General features: G+C 42.3%; 14 protein-coding genes. 11 read left to right on the top strand and 3 right to left on the bottom strand.

The window, feature by feature from the left end; translation table 11 throughout:
- Positions 1 to 2: 2 nt before the first annotated feature.
- Together AN214_RS16930 and tcdA are read left to right on the top strand one after the other, a co-directional pair.
- Positions 3 to 671 (top strand): pseudouridine synthase, encoded by a 669-nt coding sequence (locus AN214_RS16930; RefSeq protein WP_054980802.1) that lies wholly within the window; start codon positions 3 to 5, stop codon positions 669 to 671.
- 13 nt (positions 672 to 684) lie between these two features.
- Positions 685 to 1,488 carry a tRNA cyclic N6-threonylcarbamoyladenosine(37) synthase TcdA gene (tcdA, locus tag AN214_RS16925; protein ID WP_054980801.1) on the top strand — a complete coding sequence of 268 codons (804 nt, stop codon included), beginning with the start codon at positions 685 to 687 and terminating at the stop codon, positions 1,486 to 1,488.
- A gap of 327 nt (positions 1,489 to 1,815) precedes the next feature.
- On the opposite strand, the gene AN214_RS16920 is transcribed toward tcdA, so the two are convergent.
- From AN214_RS16920 to AN214_RS16910, 3 genes are all read right to left on the bottom strand, one after another.
- Positions 1,816 to 2,232 carry a SufE family protein gene (locus tag AN214_RS16920; protein ID WP_054980800.1) on the bottom strand — a complete coding sequence of 139 codons (417 nt, stop codon included), beginning with the start codon at positions 2,230 to 2,232 and terminating at the stop codon, positions 1,816 to 1,818.
- Between the two features lie 2 nt (positions 2,233 to 2,234).
- The gene (locus AN214_RS16915) at positions 2,235 to 3,437 is read right to left on the bottom strand and encodes an aminotransferase class V-fold PLP-dependent enzyme (RefSeq protein WP_054980799.1); all 1,203 of its coding nucleotides are present in this window, start codon (positions 3,435 to 3,437) and stop codon (positions 2,235 to 2,237) included.
- Positions 3,438 to 3,555: 118 nt separating this feature from the next.
- Positions 3,556 to 4,842 carry a citrate synthase gene (locus AN214_RS16910; protein ID WP_010560040.1) on the bottom strand — a complete coding sequence of 429 codons (1,287 nt, stop codon included), beginning with the start codon at positions 4,840 to 4,842 and terminating at the stop codon, positions 3,556 to 3,558.
- Between the two features lie 389 nt (positions 4,843 to 5,231).
- Here AN214_RS16910 and sdhC point away from each other — a divergent pair, with 389 nt between their 5' ends.
- The 9 genes from sdhC (at position 5,232) to glnS (ending at position 17,049) form a co-directional block, all read left to right on the top strand.
- The gene (gene sdhC, locus AN214_RS16905) at positions 5,232 to 5,606 is read left to right on the top strand and encodes a succinate dehydrogenase, cytochrome b556 subunit (RefSeq protein WP_152960794.1); all 375 of its coding nucleotides are present in this window, start codon (positions 5,232 to 5,234) and stop codon (positions 5,604 to 5,606) included.
- Positions 5,600 to 5,947, top strand: a complete 348-nt coding sequence (sdhD, locus tag AN214_RS16900) for a succinate dehydrogenase, hydrophobic membrane anchor protein (protein WP_010560042.1) — start codon at positions 5,600 to 5,602, stop codon at positions 5,945 to 5,947. The genes sdhC and sdhD overlap by 7 nt, the downstream gene beginning before the upstream one ends.
- Positions 5,948 to 7,720, top strand: coding sequence for a succinate dehydrogenase flavoprotein subunit (sdhA, locus tag AN214_RS16895; RefSeq protein ID WP_054980798.1), 1,773 nt, complete (start codon positions 5,948 to 5,950; stop codon positions 7,718 to 7,720).
- An 11-nt stretch (positions 7,721 to 7,731) separates the two neighbouring features.
- Complete coding sequence (locus tag AN214_RS16890) at positions 7,732 to 8,442, top strand: succinate dehydrogenase iron-sulfur subunit (RefSeq protein WP_010560044.1); 711 nt, start codon at positions 7,732 to 7,734, stop codon at positions 8,440 to 8,442.
- 91 nt (positions 8,443 to 8,533) lie between these two features.
- Positions 8,534 to 11,347 (top strand): 2-oxoglutarate dehydrogenase E1 component, encoded by a 2,814-nt coding sequence (locus tag AN214_RS16885; RefSeq protein WP_054980797.1) that lies wholly within the window; start codon positions 8,534 to 8,536, stop codon positions 11,345 to 11,347.
- 10 nt (positions 11,348 to 11,357) lie between these two features.
- Positions 11,358 to 12,839, top strand: coding sequence for a 2-oxoglutarate dehydrogenase complex dihydrolipoyllysine-residue succinyltransferase (gene odhB, locus AN214_RS16880; protein ID WP_054980796.1), 1,482 nt, complete (start codon positions 11,358 to 11,360; stop codon positions 12,837 to 12,839).
- Between the two features lie 166 nt (positions 12,840 to 13,005).
- On the top strand, positions 13,006 to 14,172 hold the full coding sequence (gene sucC, locus AN214_RS16875) for an ADP-forming succinate--CoA ligase subunit beta (protein ID WP_010560047.1): 1,167 nt from the start codon (positions 13,006 to 13,008) through the stop codon (positions 14,170 to 14,172).
- A complete protein-coding gene (gene sucD / locus AN214_RS16870; protein WP_010560048.1) occupies positions 14,172 to 15,044 on the top strand; it encodes a succinate--CoA ligase subunit alpha in 873 nt (290 codons plus the stop codon). The genes sucC and sucD overlap by 1 nt, the downstream gene beginning before the upstream one ends.
- Before the next feature lie 337 nt (positions 15,045 to 15,381).
- The gene (gene glnS / locus AN214_RS16865; RefSeq protein ID WP_054980795.1) at positions 15,382 to 17,049 is read left to right on the top strand and encodes a glutamine--tRNA ligase; all 1,668 of its coding nucleotides are present in this window, start codon (positions 15,382 to 15,384) and stop codon (positions 17,047 to 17,049) included.
- The last annotated feature ends 127 nt before the right edge of the window (positions 17,050 to 17,176 follow it).

Raw genomic sequence — 17,176 nt, 5'->3', positions numbered from 1 at the left:
TGATGAGTTATCCAATAGTATTCGCATGCGATGAATTTTATGTGGTGAATAAACCCCATGATGTAAGCTTCCATAGCGAAGGCGGCGAGGGCTTTTTTGTACTGCTTGAAAAGCAGGTCAATGAAAAGCTTTATCCAGTACATCGCTTAGATAAAATGACATCGGGCTTAGTTATTGTTGCGAGAACCAAACAAGCTGCTGCGGAATTTGGTGACTTGTTTAGTCAAAAGCACAAAAATGCACTTGAAAAATACTACTTAGCAGTTGCTCAAGGAAAACCAACAAAAAAGCAGGGTTGGGTAAAAGGGGACTTGGTTAAGGCGCGTCGTGGGTGTTATAAACTACAAAAAACAATGGAAAACCCCTCTGTAACGCGGTTCCAATCCCAGTTAATTGAACCCAGTTTACGTCTTTATTTGCTGCAACCAATTACAGGTAAAACGCATCAACTGCGTGTTGTGCTTAAGAGTCTATCGGTGCCTATTTTAGGTGATGAACGCTATGGCGGTGAGCACAGCGAACGTGGTCATTTACATGCATATGCGATTAAATTCACGTTTGGTGATAGACCATATCAATTTAGTGTTAAGCCATGCGATGGTTTATTTGAGCACGGTGAAACAAAAAAGCTTATCGAACAATGGCACACGCCTTGGCACGAGTTTAATTAAGGTTAAAAATTACATGACAGAGTCTTATCAAAATCGTTTTGGTGGCATCGCACGCCTTTACGGAATTGAACAGCAAAAACTGCTAGATAATGCCCATTTTTGTGTTGTTGGCATTGGCGGTGTAGGTAGTTGGGTCGCTGAAAGTTTAGCACGTACCGGCCTTGGTAACATTACTTTAATAGATTTAGATGATATTTGCGTTACTAACGTTAACCGTCAAATCCACGCGTTGACATCGACCATTGGCGAGGCGAAAGTTGATGCCATGGCAAGTCGAATTAACGAGATAAATCCTGATTGCAACGTGTCTGTTATCGATGACTTTTTAACACTTGAGAATATCAGAGAACATATTCAACAATTCGACTATGTTATTGATTGCATAGATCAAGTAAAAGTTAAAGCGGCACTGATCGCTCATTGTAAGCGCAACAAATTACCGATTATCACAATAGGCGGCGCAGGCGGACAAATCGATCCAAGCCAAATCAGAATCGGGGATGTGGCTAAAACCAAGCAAGACCCGTTGCTTGCGAAAGTACGCTATTTATTACGTAAGCAGTACAACTTTTCAAGCAATCCAAAACGTAAATTTGGCGTGGATTGTATTTATTCAGAAGAGCAATTGGTTTACCCATCAAGTGACGGCAGTGTATGCCATGCGAAAGCCGGTGCTGATGGCAATATGAATATGGACTGTCAAACAGGCTTCGGCTCGTTAACCATGGTGACAGGCAGTTTTGCGTTTTTTGCAGCGGCAAAAAGTGTGAAAAAATACTTAGAAAAATGTGAGCGTAATACCAATCCGCATAAATAATTGGTCATTCAGCGAGAATTAAAAGCGTTTCAGGCAAGGCATTGACTGCAGAGAATGGTGTTTCCCTTGTTAAAGTCAATAACGCAGTATGAAACGCTTTTAAACTCGCCTGTTAGGAGCGCTCCAAAGGCGCGATGATTGCGCCAAATTTTCTCGATTTAGACCAACTAGACCTTCACAAATTTTGCTTACCCTCCCACCTTTGGATAGCTCTGAATTGGCTAATTACTTATGCGGATTGGTATAACAATCAAAGTTAGTTGCTTTGATTGTTACCTATAAAACTTCGTTATAAAAACTGCATACAATATAATCTTTGCGAGTGTTTTAATCATCACTTTGTATTGCAAACTGTGTAATTGCATCTGCAATCGCTAAAATACCGTTACCGCGACTTGGGCTCAAGTGCTGTAAAAGTCCCAATTCATTGAACTCAGTCTGAATATTTATGCGCTTAATTTCATCTACTGTTAAGCCGTTAACCAGTGTAGAAATAATATAGATAAGTCCTTTCACGATGCGTGTATCAGAGTCTGCAGTCACAACGATATGCTTTTCGCTTTCGTCAAAGTCGACATAAAGCCAAACATTGCTTTCGCAGCCATTCACTTTTGCATGGTCAACTTTGAGTTCAGCTGGTAATTTTGGTAACTGTTTACCAAGCAACATAATTTCACGGTACTTATCTTGCCATGCTTGTTTGGCGATAAAGTGTTGTTTTAATATTTGATATTGTTCTGTCATGGTTAATCTAGTAATTCGATAGCTTGTTTTAATGCAACAATAAAGCGGTCTATATCATTAATGTTGTTATAGCAACTTAAACTGACACGAATGGTACCCGCAACACCGAGTAAATTTATCAATGGCTGAGTGCAGTGGTTACCTGAACGTACAATAATGCCTGCTTGGTCGAGTAGGGTTGCAACGTCAAGGTTATGCTCATCTTTGTAGTTAAAACTAATTGTGCCGATATTATTGATTAAATCGCCGTAAATTTTTATGCCATCAATCTGTTTAAGTGCGTTTAGCGTGTAATGATAGAGCGCCTTTTCAACAGCTAGTTGCGTTGCCATATCGCTTGAGTCCATAAAATCAAGTGCAGCAGAAAAACCAATCACACCGGCTATATTGGGCGTACCTGCTTCGAAACGGGCGTTACCGTGGCGAAAGCTTGTTTCATTAAAACTAACGCGTTCTATCATTTCGCCGCCTGTTTGGTAAGTTGACAGTAAAGATAGGCTGTGTGGTTTAGCTATTAATGCGCCAACGCCAGTCGGCCCAAACATTTTGTGTGCAGAAAGCACATAAAAATCACAATTAAGTTCACTGATATTTGGCTTTAAATGTTGCATCGCTTGTGCACCATCAACCAAAGTGATAGCGTTGATTGCATGTGCGGCGTCAAGTAAGGTTTGTATTGGTAAAATATTACCTAAAGTATTTGATGCGTGACTAATCGCCATCAGTTTCGGTTTTAGCGTATTAATCATGGTTAAACTAACATCTAAATTTAGTACACCATTTGCATCGACAGGCAGAATGTGAAGCGTTGCACCTGTGCGTTTACACAGCGTTTGCCAAGGCACAATATTGGCATGGTGTTCAAGCGCTGAGATAATAATGACATCATCTTTTTCGACATGTGCATCAATTGAACTGGCAACCAGATTTATCGCTTCGGTAGCGCCTTTTGTCCAAACAATTTGTTCCGCTGTTACCTGGCAATAGTGTGCTAATTTTGTGCGCGTTTGTTCGTACAAGGCAGTGGTGTTTGATGCAAATTCACTGACACCTCGATGCACATTGGCATTATGGCAAGTATAAAACTCGGTAATTGCATCAATCACACTTTGAGGTTTTTGCGTGGTTGCACCATTATCTAAATAAACAGACTCAGTGTGTTTAAAAAATGGAAAATGAGAACGAACTTTTTGATTATCTAACATAGTGCCACCTGAGAATGCGAGCGGCGATTTTAATGAAATACACTAATTTTCGCAATTATTGACGGGATTTAGACATTAAAAAAGCCGCAAATAGCGGCTTTTTTAAACTCAAAGAGGATTAACGAGACGTTACGTCTTTATAATCACGCTTTGTTTCACCAGTGTATAACTGACGAGGACGACCGATCTTCTGACCAGGTTGAGATAGCATCTCATCCCAGTGTGAGATCCAACCAACGGTACGTGACATTGCAAAAATTACAGTGAACATGCTTGTTGGAATACCAATCGCTTTAAGAATGATACCTGAGTAGAAATCTACGTTAGGGTAAAGTTTCTTCTCGATGAAGTATGGGTCTTCTAGTGCGATTTGCTCTAAACGCATTGCTACGTCTAGTAGTGGATCTTCAATGTTTAATTCTTTAAGTACTTCGTGACACGTCTCACGCATTACTGTTGCACGAGGGTCGAAGTTCTTGTAAACACGGTGACCGAAGCCCATCAAACGGAATGGGTCGTTCTTATCTTTCGCTTTTGCAACGTACTCATCGATACGGTCTACTGAACCGATTTCTTCTAACATTGTTAGACATGCTTCGTTAGCACCACCGTGCGCAGGGCCCCAAAGTGATGCAATACCAGCTGAGATACATGCATACGGGTTAGCACCAGATGAACCAGCTAAACGTACAGTGGATGTTGACGCGTTTTGTTCGTGATCTGCGTGAAGCATGAAGATGCGGTCCATTGCTTTTGCAAGAACTGGGCTTACTTCATATTTTTCCGCAGGTACAGAGAACATCATGTGTAAGAAGTTTTCTGCATAGCTTAAATCGTTGCGTGGGTATACGAACGGTTGACCGATGTTGTACTTGTAACACATCGCCGCAATTGTTGGTAACTTAGCAATTAGACGAACAGCGCTACGGTGACGTTGTGCTGGATCTGTGATGTCTAAATCTTTGTGGTAGAAAGAAGAAAGCGCACCAACAACACCACATAGCATTGCCATTGGGTGTGAATCTACACGGAAACCTTGGAAGAAAGCACCAATTTTTTCGTGAAGCATAGTGTTAGTTGTGATTTCGTTTTCAAAACCAGCTAACTGCTCGGCATTTGGTAACTCACCATTTAATAGTAAGTAACATAGTTCGATATAGTTTGATTGTTCAGCTAAATCGTCGATTGCGTAGCCGCGGTGTAGTAAAACACCTTTAGCACCATCAATGTACGTGATAGCTGATTCACATGAACCAGTAGACATGAAACCCGGGTCGAACGTGAAGTAACCATGGCTGCCTAGGGTGCGAACGTCGATAACGTCCTGACCAGCTGTGCCAGAGTAAATAGGAAGTTCGATAGGATCTAGCCCATCAATATGGACCGTGGCTTTTTTGTCTGCCATCTAATTATCTCCTTTAAATATAACAAACCAGTTTGTTATTTTTGATACGGATGTTAAGCAAATTCTATCTATTCTAACTTATAAATAGGGAAGAAAGTCAATTTAAATGCATCAATTGATGATAACTATTCTTCAAACGGATAAATATTATACCAATGGCTACTTCGCAAGCACCTCTTATTAAACAAGAATTGTAATAGGCCATATGGTCTTATATACTGTGGTAGGCATTCTAAAAGGTGAATGCCTTTCGTCTGGAGCGAATGCTGTTTTTTCATACCGCGACTCGTCATCGCAGTGTGGCAAATTTCGCTTTGATGGTTCCATCAATATTTTGGTGGGTTATAACAACAATAGTTGGACTCCTTAGAGTCAATGGGCAAGTAACAGTGAAAAAGCAAAGACCTGTAAATCTAGATTTATCTACTATCTCGATGCCAGCAACTGCTAAAGCTTCAATTCTGCACCGTATCTCAGGTGTGGCGTTGTTCTTCGCTTTATCTTTTGTAATTTGGGCATGGTCTGAATCACTTTCTTCTCCTCAAGGTTTTGAATTCGTCAAGAGCCTGTTTACCGGGTTCATTGCCAAATTCATTGCATGGGGTGCGGTAATCGCGCTTCTGTATCACTTAATTGCAGGTGTACGTCACCTTCTAATGGATACAGGTCGTTTCGAAGAATTAGGTTCAGGTAACGCAAGTGCTAAGTTTGTAATGGCACTATGGGTTGTATTAGCCGTGTTAGCAGGAGTATGGATATGGTAGTTAATCAAGCATCTCTAAAACGCGACGGTGTACAAGATTTTGTATCATTACGTGCAACAGCACTTGTATTAGCGTCATATGCTCTGTTTATCTTAGGGTATTTTCTTACTACTCCAACTGTAACGTTTGAAGCGTGGCAGGGATTATTTTCTAACTTAGCAGTAAAAGTGTATACCTTAGCTGCGCTAGTTTGCATGATGGTTCATACCCGTATTGGTTTGTGGCAAGTTCTAACTGACTATGTTAAGAACGCTAAATTGCGCGCAATCCTAGGCTTTTTCCTAAACCTGATGGCTTTTGCATATGTAGCTGTTGGTTTCTTTGTTCTTTGGAGTGTGTAAGTGGCTATTTCAACAAGAGAATTTGACGCTGTAGTAATTGGTGCCGGTGGTGCGGGTATGCGTGCTGCATTGGCTATCAGTGAATCAGGTAAAACTTGTGCACTTATTTCTAAAGTATTCCCAACCCGTTCTCATACGGTGTCTGCACAAGGTGGTATCACAGTTGCTTTAGGTAATTCCCACGAAGATAACTGGGAATGGCACATGTACGATACGGTAAAAGGTTCTGATTACATCGGTGACCAAGACGCGATTGAATACATGACCAAAACAGGTCCTGAAGCAATTACAGAATTAGAAAACATGGGTCTACCGTTTTCACGTTTTGAAAATGGCCGTGTTTACCAACGTCCTTTCGGTGGTCAATCGAAAAACTTTGGTGGTGAACAAGCTGCACGTACTGCAGCAGCAGCTGACCGTACTGGTCACGCGCTTCTTCACTGCCTATACCAACAAAACGTTAAAAATAAAACAAATGTGTTTTCTGAATGGTACGCATTAGACCTTGTTAAAAACGACAAGGGTGACGTTGTTGGTTGTACTGCTATCGATATCGAAAGCGGCGAAGTAGTTTACTTCAAATCTAAAGCGGTTGTTTTAGCAACTGGTGGTGCAGGTCGTATCTTCGCATCAACAACAAACGCGCACATTAACACGGGTGACGGTGTTGGTATGGCAACACGTGCTGGCATTTCAATGCAAGACATGGAAATGTGGCAGTTCCACCCAACGGGTATTGCAGGTGCAGGTACACTAGTTACTGAAGGTTGTCGTGGTGAAGGTGGTTACCTTCTAAATAAAGACGGCGAACGCTTCATGGAACGTTACGCACCAAACGCAAAAGACTTAGCGGGTCGTGACGTTGTTGCTCGTGCAATGATGACAGAAATCCGTGAAGGCCGCGGTTGTGAAGGCCCTTGGGGTACGCATATCAAACTTAAGTTAGACCACTTAGGTGCTGAGATGCTAAACCTACGTCTTCCAGGTGTTTGTGATCTTTCTAAGACATTCGCACACGTAGATCCGGCAAAAGAACCAATCCCGGTAATCCCAACATGTCACTACATGATGGGTGGTGTACCAACTAACGTTAATGGTCAAGTTATTAACGTAGATGGCGCAGGCAACGAGAAATTAGTAGAAGGTTTATTCGCAGTAGGTGAAATTGCATGTGTATCTGTACACGGTGCAAACCGCTTAGGTGGTAATTCACTACTTGACCTTGTTGTATTCGGTCGTGCTGCGGGTAACTTCTTAGGTACTTACCTGAAAGATGCAGAAATTTCGAAAGAAGCATCAGAATCTGATCTAGAAGCAGCGATGGCTCGTTTCAATCGTTGGGAAACTTCTAAACCAGGCCAAGGTGAAGACCCAGTACAGATCAAAAAAGACCTACAAAAATGCATGCAGCTTAACTTCTCGGTATTCCGTGAAGGTGACTCTATGGCAACAGGTCTTACAGAGCTTAAAGAAATTCGTGAACGTTTACAGCATGCACGTCTTGACGACAAGTCATCTGAGTTCAACACGCAACGCATTGAGTGTTTAGAACTTGATAACTTAATGGAAACTGCATTCTCAACAGCTGTTGCTGCGAATTTCCGTACAGAAAGCCGTGGTGCACATTCGCGCTTCGATTTCCCTGAGCGTGACGATGAAAACTGGTTATGTCACTCAGTTTATAGCCCAGTGACGGAAGAAATGTCTAAGCGTGAGGTGAACTTCTCACCTAAAACACGTGAAGCCTTCCCACCTAAAGCACGTACTTACTAGGAGCGAAGTCAATGGCACAATTACAATTTTCTGTCTATCGTTACAATCCAGATGTAGACAACGCACCACGTATGCAAGACTATACCCTTGAGGTAGAAGAAGGTCGCGATATGATGGTATTGGATGCACTTTTACAATTGAAAGAGCAAGATCCAACGCTTTCTTTCCGTCGTTCATGCCGTGAAGGTGTATGTGGTTCTGACGGTGTTAACATGAATGGTAAAAACGGTTTAGCGTGTATTACTCCATTATCTGCACTAGGTAAGGGTAAAATCGTTATTCGTCCATTACCTGGCTTACCAGTTGTTCGTGATTTAGTAATTGATATGTCTCAATTCTATTCACAATACGAGAAAGTTAAGCCATTCTTAATCAACGATAAGCCAACAGGTGGTGAAGAGCGTCTTCAATCAATTGAAGAACGTGACAAGCTTGATGGTTTATATGAGTGTATCTTATGTGCATGTTGTTCAACTTCATGCCCATCATTCTGGTGGAACCCTGACAAGTTCATTGGTCCTGCTGGTTTGCTACACGCTTACCGTTTCTTAGCTGATAGCCGCGATACGGCGACAGAAGAACGTTTAGCAGATTTAGACGATGCATTCAGCGTATTCCGTTGTCACGGTATTATGAACTGTGTCAACGTGTGTCCTAAGGGCCTTAATCCAACTAAGGCAATTGGTCACATTAAGTCTATGTTACTAAACCGTTCGGTATAAAACGGCAGTAACACAAAACACCGCGGCGATAACTTTGTTATCGCCGTTTAACTAAAACTTAGTATTCTGCGCTAGTAAAAAGGGCTTATAAATGCACGAAGGTGTAATGAAGGCATGGCTAGAGTCTTCTCACTTTAATGGTGGTAATGTCGCATACGTAGAAGAACTGTATGAAGCGTATTTAGATGACGCGAGTTCAGTTTCTGACGAATGGCGTGAAGTGTTTGATGCACTACCGAAAGTAGAAGGTGTAGATGTCGATGTAAAACATTCCGACATAAGAGCACAATTTGCCGAGCTTGCGAAAAACAAGCATAAAGAAGTAGTCGTTGCAGCAGGTGGCGCATCTGATGCAAAACAGGTTAGGGTTCTGCAATTAATTAATGCATACCGTTTCCGTGGTCACCAAAATGCAAACCTTGATCCATTAGGTTTGTGGCAGCGTGAAAAAGTACGTGATTTAACACTTGAACACCACGATTTAACGGATTCTGACCTAGATAAAGAATTCAATGTAGGGTCATTTGCTTCAGGCAGTGACACTATGAAACTAAAAGACTTATATGCAGCACTTAAGAAAACCTACTGTGGTTCGATTGGCGCTGAATATATGCATATCACGTCTACAGAAGAAAAGCGTTGGTTACAACAGCGTTTAGAATCTAACTTTGCCCAGCCTCAATTTAGCAACGAAACTAAGTTACGCATCTTAAAAGGCCTTACGGCCGCTGATGGTCTTGAAAAATACCTAGGCGCTAAATTCCCAGGTGCAAAACGTTTCTCACTTGAAGGTGGTGATGCGCTAGTACCTATGCTTAAAGAGCTTATTCACAGAGCAGGGGAAAGTGGTCAGGAAGAAGCCGTTATTGGTATGGCACACCGTGGTCGTTTAAACGTTTTAGTTAACGTACTTGGTAAAAATCCACAGGTTCTGTTCGATGAATTCGCTGGTAAATATGGTGAATTAGCTGGTTCTGGTGACGTTAAATACCACATGGGTTACTCATCTGATTTCGCAACTACGGGCGGCAACGTGCACATGGCACTTGCGTTTAACCCGTCGCATTTAGAAATCGTTAATCCAGTGGTTATGGGTTCAGTACGTGCACGTTTAGACCGTTTAGGTTGTACTAATGGCTCAAAAGCACTACCTATCACTATTCACGGTGACTCGGCAATTGCTGGCCAAGGTGTGGTTCAAGAAACATTCAACCTATCACAAACACGTGCATTCAGTGTTGGCGGTTCGATTCGTATCGTTGTAAACAACCAAGTTGGTTTTACAACGTCTAAGCAAGAAGACGTTCGCTCAACTGAATACTGTACTGATATCGCGAAAATGGTGCAGGCACCTATTTTCCACGTAAATTCAGACGACCCAGAAGCAGTTGCTTTTGTAACGCAACTTGCCCTTGATTTCCGTAACAAGTTTAAGCGTGACGTAGTAATTGACTTAGTATGTTACCGTCGTCATGGTCACAACGAAGCGGATGAGCCAAATGCGACTCAGCCGTTAATGTATCAGAAAATCAAAAAGCACCCAGTGCCACGTCAGATTTACGCTGATACACTTGTCTCTCAAGGCGTATTAAGTGCTGATGACGCAAAAGCGCTTGCTGATAACTATCGTAACGGTTTAGACAACGGTGTGTGCGTTGTTGATGAAATTCAACCAGATACTAAACACTCATCAGATTGGTCTAAGTTTGTTGGTCATGATTGGGACGTTGCATACGATCCAGCGCTGCCGCTTGATAAATTGAAAGCATTGGGCGAATCAGTTGCTAATTACCCTGAAAACCATAAAGCACAGTCTCGCGTTAAGAAAATTTACGATGATCGTAAAGCGATGGCAGCGGGTGAAAAGCCGCTTGATTGGGGTATGGCTGAGACACTTGCTTACGCATCATTAGTAGACGAAGGTACTGATATTCGTATTACCGGTCAGGATTCTGGTCGTGGTACGTTCTTCCACCGTCATGCAGTAGTGCACAACCAAGCTGATGCATCAACCTATTTACCGCTACAAAATATTCGCCCTGAACAAGGCGCGTTTGAAGTATACGATTCGGTATTATCTGAAGAAGCGGTACTTGCATTTGAATACGGTTACGCAACTGCAGAACCAACATCGCTTGTATGTTGGGAAGCGCAGTTCGGTGACTTTGCCAACGGCGCACAGGTTGTATTTGACCAATTCTTAAGTTCTGGTGAGCAAAAATGGGGCCGTTTATGTGGCTTAACTATATTGCTACCGCATGGCTATGAAGGCCAAGGTCCAGAGCACAGCTCTGCACGTTTAGAGCGCTTCTTACAGCTATGTGCTGACCACAATATGCAAGTATGTGTGCCGTCAACGCCAGCTCAGGTTTACGCAATGATCCGTCGCCAATCAGTTAGACCACTTCGTCGTCCATTGATTGTTATGACACCTAAATCATTACTGCGTCACCCACTTGCTGTTTCAAGCCTTGAAGAGCTTTCAACGGGTGTATTCAACAATATGATTGATGAAATCGATGATATTGATGCGAGCAAAGTTGAGCGTGTTGTGTTCTGTAGCGGTAAGGTTTACTACGAGCTACTGCAACAGCGTCGTGAGCAAGAACTTAACAATGTTGCTATCGTACGTGTTGAACAATTGTACCCATTCCCTCATGCGGAAATGGAAACAATTATGCAGCGTTACCAACATGTTAAAGATTTCGTATGGTGTCAAGAAGAGCCGCAAAACCAAGGTGCTTGGTATTGCTCGCAACACCATTTCTGGGAAGCAATTCCACAAGGTGCTAACTTAAGCTATGCAGGCCGTAAAGCATCAGCATCGCCAGCATGTGGTTATATGTCTACCCATACTAAAGAACAAACTGCGTTGATCGCCGACGCTCTAACAATTAAAAAATAAGGAATAAGAGATGACAACCGAAATTAAGGTTCCTGTTCTTCCTGAATCTGTTGCAGATGCAACAGTTGCAACTTGGCACGTGAACGTTGGTGATACAGTTAGCCGCGATCAAAACCTTGTTGATATTGAAACAGATAAAGTAGTGTTAGAAGTAGTTGCACCTGAAGATGGTGTAGTTACAGAAATTTCTCAAACGGAAGGTGCAACGGTACTTGGTGAACAAGTGATTGCACTATTAGGTGCGGCAGATGCAGCAGCTGCGCCAGCAGAAACAACAGCAGCGCCAGCAGCGGCGCCAGCAGCAGAAGGTAAAGAAGTGGATATTAAAGTTCCTGTACTTCCAGAATCAGTAGCAGACGCTACGATTGCAACATGGCATGTTCAACCAGGTGAAGCGGTAAGCCGTGACCAAAACCTAGTAGACATCGAAACTGACAAAGTTGTTCTTGAAGTTGTAGCGCCAGAAGATGGTGTAATGGGTGATCACATTCACGCGGAAGGCGATACAGTACTTGGCGAACAAGTAATCGGTAAACTAGTTGCAGGTGCAGCACCTGCGGCGGCAGCGCCAGCAGCAGCAACTGAAGCACCAGCAGCATCTGACGAAAATTCAGACGTGTTAACGCCTTCTGTTCGTCGTCTAATTGCAGAAAAAGGCCTTGATGCTTCACAAATCAAGGGTTCTGGTAAAGGCGGTCGTATCACTAAAGAAGACGTAGACGCGTTCTTAAAAGCACCAGCAGCTAAATCAGCAGCACCTGCGGCGGCAGCACCAGCTGTTGCACTTGGTGAGCGTACGCAAAAGCGTGTTCCTATGACACGTCTTCGTAAGACAATTGCAAACCGTCTTCTAGAAGCCAAGAATTCAACAGCAATGCTTACAACGTTTAACGAAGTAAACATGAAACCAATCATGGATCTTCGTAAGCAATACAAAGATGTATTTGAAGAGCGTCACGGCATCCGTTTAGGTTTTATGTCTTTCTACGTGAAAGCAGTTACTGAAGCGCTGAAGCGTTTCCCTGAAGTAAACGCGTCTATCGACGGTGATGACATTGTTTATCACAACTACTTCGATATCAGCATTGCTGTTTCTACGCCTCGCGGCCTAGTAACACCAGTACTTCGTGACTGTGACAAGCTATCAGTTGCTGAGATTGAAAAAGGTATTCGTGAACTAGCACTTAAAGGTCGTGACGGAAAACTTACTGTTGATGACATGACAGGTGGTAACTTCACTATTACTAACGGCGGTGTGTTTGGTTCACTACTTTCTACACCAATCATCAACTTACCGCAGTCATCTATTCTTGGTATGCACAAAATCCAAGATCGTCCAATGGCGGTAAATGGTAAAGTTGAAATTTTACCTATGATGTACCTAGCACTATCGTACGACCACCGTCAAATCGATGGTAAAGAATCAGTTGGTTTCTTGGTTACAATTAAGGAACTACTAGAAGATCCAACGCGTTTATTATTAGACGTATAATAGATTTGGATTAAAAAATAAGCTGTGGAGTGATTCGCAGCTTTTTTTTTGCGCCTTTGGTCGTACTGGGGTTTTCATACCTGATTGGTGCGACTATACTAGGTGCGCAATTTGGGATGGTTGAACAACGGTTCAACCCTTTACGTAATACAATTGGAAAAGCATCATGAATTTGCATGAGTATCAGGCAAAGAAATTATTTGCCGACTATGGTTTACCAGTTTCTGAGGGTTATGCATGTGACACTCCTCAGGAAGCTGCAGAAGCTGCTGATAAAATTGGCGGTGACAAGTGGGTTGTTAAATGTCAGGTTCACGCAGGTGGACGTGGTAAAGCGGGCGGTGTAAAGCTTGCTGACAGCAAAGAAGAAATCAAAGAATTTGCACAAAACTGGTTAGGTAAAAACTTAGTTACTTACCAAACTGACGAAAATGGTCAGCCAGTAGCTAAAATCCTTGTTGAAAGCTGCACAGATATCGCTAACGAATTATACCTTGGCGCTGTAGTAGACCGTGCTTCTCGTAAAGTTGTTTTCATGGCATCTACTGAAGGTGGCGTTGAAATCGAACAAGTTGCAGAAGAAACACCAGAACTAATTCACAAAGCTGAGATCGATCCACTAGTAGGTCCTCAAGCTTACCAGGCACGTGAACTAGGCTTCAAACTAGGTTTAAACCCTACGCAAATGAAGCAGTTCGTTAAGATCTTCATGGGTCTTGCTAACATGTTCAACGACCACGATTTCGCACTATTAGAAATCAACCCATTAGTAATCACTGACGAAGGTAACCTTCACTGTCTAGACGGTAAAATCGGTGTAGATGGTAACGCTTTATACCGTCAGCCTAAAATCCGTGAAATGCACGATCCGTCACAAGAAGACGAGCGTGAAGCGCATGCAGCTCAGTGGGAATTGAACTACGTAGCACTAGACGGTAACGTTGGTTGTATGGTTAACGGTGCAGGCCTTGCGATGGGTACGATGGACATCGTAAACCTACACGGCGGCAAGCCAGCTAACTTCCTAGACGTAGGTGGCGGCGCGACTAAAGAGCGTGTAGCTGAAGCATTCAAGATCATCTTATCTGATGACAATGTTAAAGCAGTACTAGTTAACATCTTCGGTGGTATCGTACGTTGCGACATGATCGCAGAAGGTATCATTGGTGCAGTTAAAGAAGTTGGTGTAAATGTACCTGTAGTTGTACGTTTAGAAGGTACTAACGCTGATCTTGGTCGTGACGTTCTTGCTAACTCTGGCCTTGACATTATCGCAGCTGAGTCACTAACTGACGCTGCTGAGAAAGTTGTTGCTGCTGCGGAGGGCAAATAATGTCTGTATTAATTAACAAAGATACTAAAGTAATCTGTCAGGGTTTCACTGGCGGCCAAGGTACTTTCCACTCAGAGCAAGCGCTTGAGTACGGTACACAAATGGTTGGTGGTGTTTCTCCAGGTAAAGGTGGTCAAACTCACCTAGGTCTTCCTGTATTTAACACAGTACGTGAAGCAGTAGAATCTACTGGTGCAACTGCATCTGTAATCTACGTTCCAGCACCTTTCTGTAAAGATGCAATCCTTGAAGCTATCGATGCAGGTATCGAGCTAATCGTTTGTATTACTGAAGGTATTCCAACGCTAGACATGGTTGACGTTAAAGTTAAGCTTGACGAAACTGGCGTTCGCATGATTGGTCCAAACTGCCCAGGTGTTATCACTCCGGGTGAAACTAAAATTGGTATCATGCCTGGTCATATCCACAAGCCAGGTAAAGTAGGTATCGTATCACGTTCTGGTACACTTACTTATGAAGCTGTTAAGCAAACTACAGACGCTGGTTTCGGTCAATCAACATGTGTTGGTATCGGCGGTGATCCAATCCCAGGTACTAACTTCATCGACGTTCTTGAAATGTTCGAAAAAGATCCACAAACTGAAGCGATCGTAATGATCGGTGAGATCGGTGGTACAGCTGAAGAAGAAGCTGCTGAATATATTAAAGCTAATGTAACTAAGCCGGTAGTTTCTTACATCGCTGGTGTTACTGCTCCTCCAGGTAAGCGTATGGGTCACGCTGGTGCGATTATCGCTGGCGGTAAAGGTACAGCTGACGAGAAATTCGCAGCGCTAGAAGCAGCAGGCGTTAAGACTGTTCGTTCACTAGCTGATATCGGTAAAGCACTAGCAGAAAAAACTGGCTGGTAATTTACCTATCGTTTAAAAAAGGCTGCATCTGCAGCCTTTTTTATTACCTAAATTTTAAATCTTGAAACTAATAACCATCACCCCAAGTTATATCAACTCATAAAAATGCGTTGAAAGTACATTTATTACTCGTACATGGAATTAGTCTTTAACGGGTTAGTTATTGGATTCAATGAGCTAAATTAGCGTGTTATTTGGTTACATACTTAACAGATTCGAAATTAGTTTTTTATTTCACATTTTTTTAGTCCTTGGTTAGTTTGCACCTAGGCGATACGGCTTTTATTTGTAATAATTAGACCGTTAATTTATTTAATGAATATAGGAAAATTTCGCAATGGCGGAAGCAGAAAATCGAGCAACAAACTTTATCACTAATTTAATTGATAAAGATTTAGCATCAGGAAAACATGCAGCAACACATACACGTTTTCCACCAGAGCCGAATGGTTTTTTACATATTGGTCACGCCAAGTCTATCTGCCTAAACTTTGGTATTGCACAAGACTACAACGGCCTATGTAACTTACGTTTTGATGATACAAACCCAGAAAAAGAAGACATCGATTACGTAAACTCAATTCAACAAGATGTTAAATGGCTTGGTTTTAACTGGGATGGCGATATTTGTTATTCGTCAAACTACTTTGACGAGTTATACGGCTACGCGTTAGAGCTAATTGAAAAAGGCCTAGCGTACGTATGTTTCTTATCACCAGATGAAGCACGTGAATACCGCGGTACGTTAACAGAAGCAGGTAAAAACAGCCCTTACCGTGATACCAGTGTGGAAGAAAATTTAGCGCTTTTCGAAAAAATGAAAAATGGTGAGTTTAAAGAAGGCGAATGTGTTCTACGTGCAAAAATTGATATGGCGAGCTCATTTATGGTGCTACGCGATCCAATTATTTATCGTATTCGCTTTGCACATCACCACCAAACAGGTGATAAGTGGTGTATCTACCCAATGTACGATTTCACACACTGTATTTCAGATGCGCTAGAAGGTATTACGCACTCGCTTTGTACGCTTGAGTTCCAAGATAACCGTCGTCTATACGATTGGGTGTTAGATAACATTTCACTTGAATGTCATCCACAACAAATTGAGTTTTCTCGTTTAAATCTTGAATACACACTAATGAGTAAGCGTAAGTTAAATGCATTAGTTGAAGAAAAGCACGTAGAAGGTTGGGATGACCCGCGTATGCCAACAATTGCGGGTTTAAAGCGTCGTGGTTATACACCTGCTTCGGTACGCGAATTCTGTAAGCGTATTGGCGTTACAAAACAAGATAATATGGTAGAAATGGGCATGTTAGAAGCATGTATCCGTGATGACCTAAACGAAAATGCACCGCGTGCAATGGCAGTACTTGATCCGATTAAAGTAGTTATCGAGAATTTCCCAGAAGATAAAGTGGAAGAGCTGACAGTTCAAAATCATCCAAATATCGAAGAAATGGGCACGCGTATCGTACCTTTCACGCGTGAAGTATTTATTGAGCGTGAAGACTTCCGTCTTGAGGCAAACAAAAAATATAAGCGTTTAGTGCTGGGTAAAGAAGTACGTTTACGTGGTGCGTATGTTATTAAAGCTGAACGTGTTGACCAAGACGATGCAGGCAACATTACTACTATTTACTGTACATACGACGATGAAACACTGGGTAAAAATCCAAGTGATGGTCGTAAAGTAAAAGGGGTTATTCACTGGGTAAGTGCAAGCCAAGGTGTTCCTGCAGAAGTACGTTTATACGACCGTTTATTTACTGTGCCTAACCCGGCAGCAGAAGAAGACTTTACAACTGTATTGAACCCAGAGTCTTTAGTAAGTTTAACCTCTGCGGTTGTTGAGCCAGCACTTGCCGATGTAGAAGCTGAAGTGGGTTACCAGTTTGAACGTACAGGCTATTTCTGTCGAGATAGTAAAGCTGAAGGGTTAGTATTTAACCGTACGGTTGGCTTACGTGATTCTTGGGCTAAAGAAGAAAACAAAGGCTAAGTTTAAAAAAGGATAGGGTTTGTGCCTATCCTTTTTAAAATGACCCATCCTAGCATGGGTTGACACTTTTAATATTAAAACGCTCGATGCACTTCATCGGGCGTTTTGTATTTTAAAGCCGTGTGTG

Origin of the sequence: Pseudoalteromonas sp. P1-9, from assembly GCF_001399975.1 — a bacterium.
Classification (GTDB): Bacteria; Pseudomonadota; Gammaproteobacteria; order Enterobacterales; family Alteromonadaceae; genus Pseudoalteromonas.
Note: the sequence above shows the minus strand (reverse complement) of the source record. Positions and strands in the feature narration are given on the sequence as shown.

What these genes read in the sequence shown, in the direction of transcription:
- tcdA (WP_054980801.1), top strand. Translation starts at nt 685, where the DNA reads ATGACAGAGTCTTATCAAAATCGTTTTGGTGGCATCGCACGCCTTTAC.
- sucC (WP_010560047.1), top strand. Translation starts at nt 13,006, where the DNA reads ATGAATTTGCATGAGTATCAGGCAAAGAAATTATTTGCCGACTATGGT.
- AN214_RS16915 (WP_054980799.1), bottom strand. Translation starts at nt 3,437, where the DNA reads ATGTTAGATAATCAAAAAGTTCGTTCTCATTTTCCATTTTTTAAACAC.
- AN214_RS16890 (WP_010560044.1), top strand. Translation starts at nt 7,732, where the DNA reads ATGGCACAATTACAATTTTCTGTCTATCGTTACAATCCAGATGTAGAC.
- AN214_RS16910 (WP_010560040.1), bottom strand. Translation starts at nt 4,842, where the DNA reads ATGGCAGACAAAAAAGCCACGGTCCATATTGATGGGCTAGATCCTATC.
- AN214_RS16885 (WP_054980797.1), top strand. Translation starts at nt 8,534, where the DNA reads ATGCACGAAGGTGTAATGAAGGCATGGCTAGAGTCTTCTCACTTTAAT.
- odhB (WP_054980796.1), top strand. Translation starts at nt 11,358, where the DNA reads ATGACAACCGAAATTAAGGTTCCTGTTCTTCCTGAATCTGTTGCAGAT.
- sucD (WP_010560048.1), top strand. Translation starts at nt 14,172, where the DNA reads ATGTCTGTATTAATTAACAAAGATACTAAAGTAATCTGTCAGGGTTTC.
- AN214_RS16920 (WP_054980800.1), bottom strand. Translation starts at nt 2,232, where the DNA reads ATGACAGAACAATATCAAATATTAAAACAACACTTTATCGCCAAACAA.
- glnS (WP_054980795.1), top strand. Translation starts at nt 15,382, where the DNA reads ATGGCGGAAGCAGAAAATCGAGCAACAAACTTTATCACTAATTTAATT.
- AN214_RS16930 (WP_054980802.1), top strand. Translation starts at nt 3, where the DNA reads ATGAGTTATCCAATAGTATTCGCATGCGATGAATTTTATGTGGTGAAT.
- sdhD (WP_010560042.1), top strand. Translation starts at nt 5,600, where the DNA reads ATGGTAGTTAATCAAGCATCTCTAAAACGCGACGGTGTACAAGATTTT.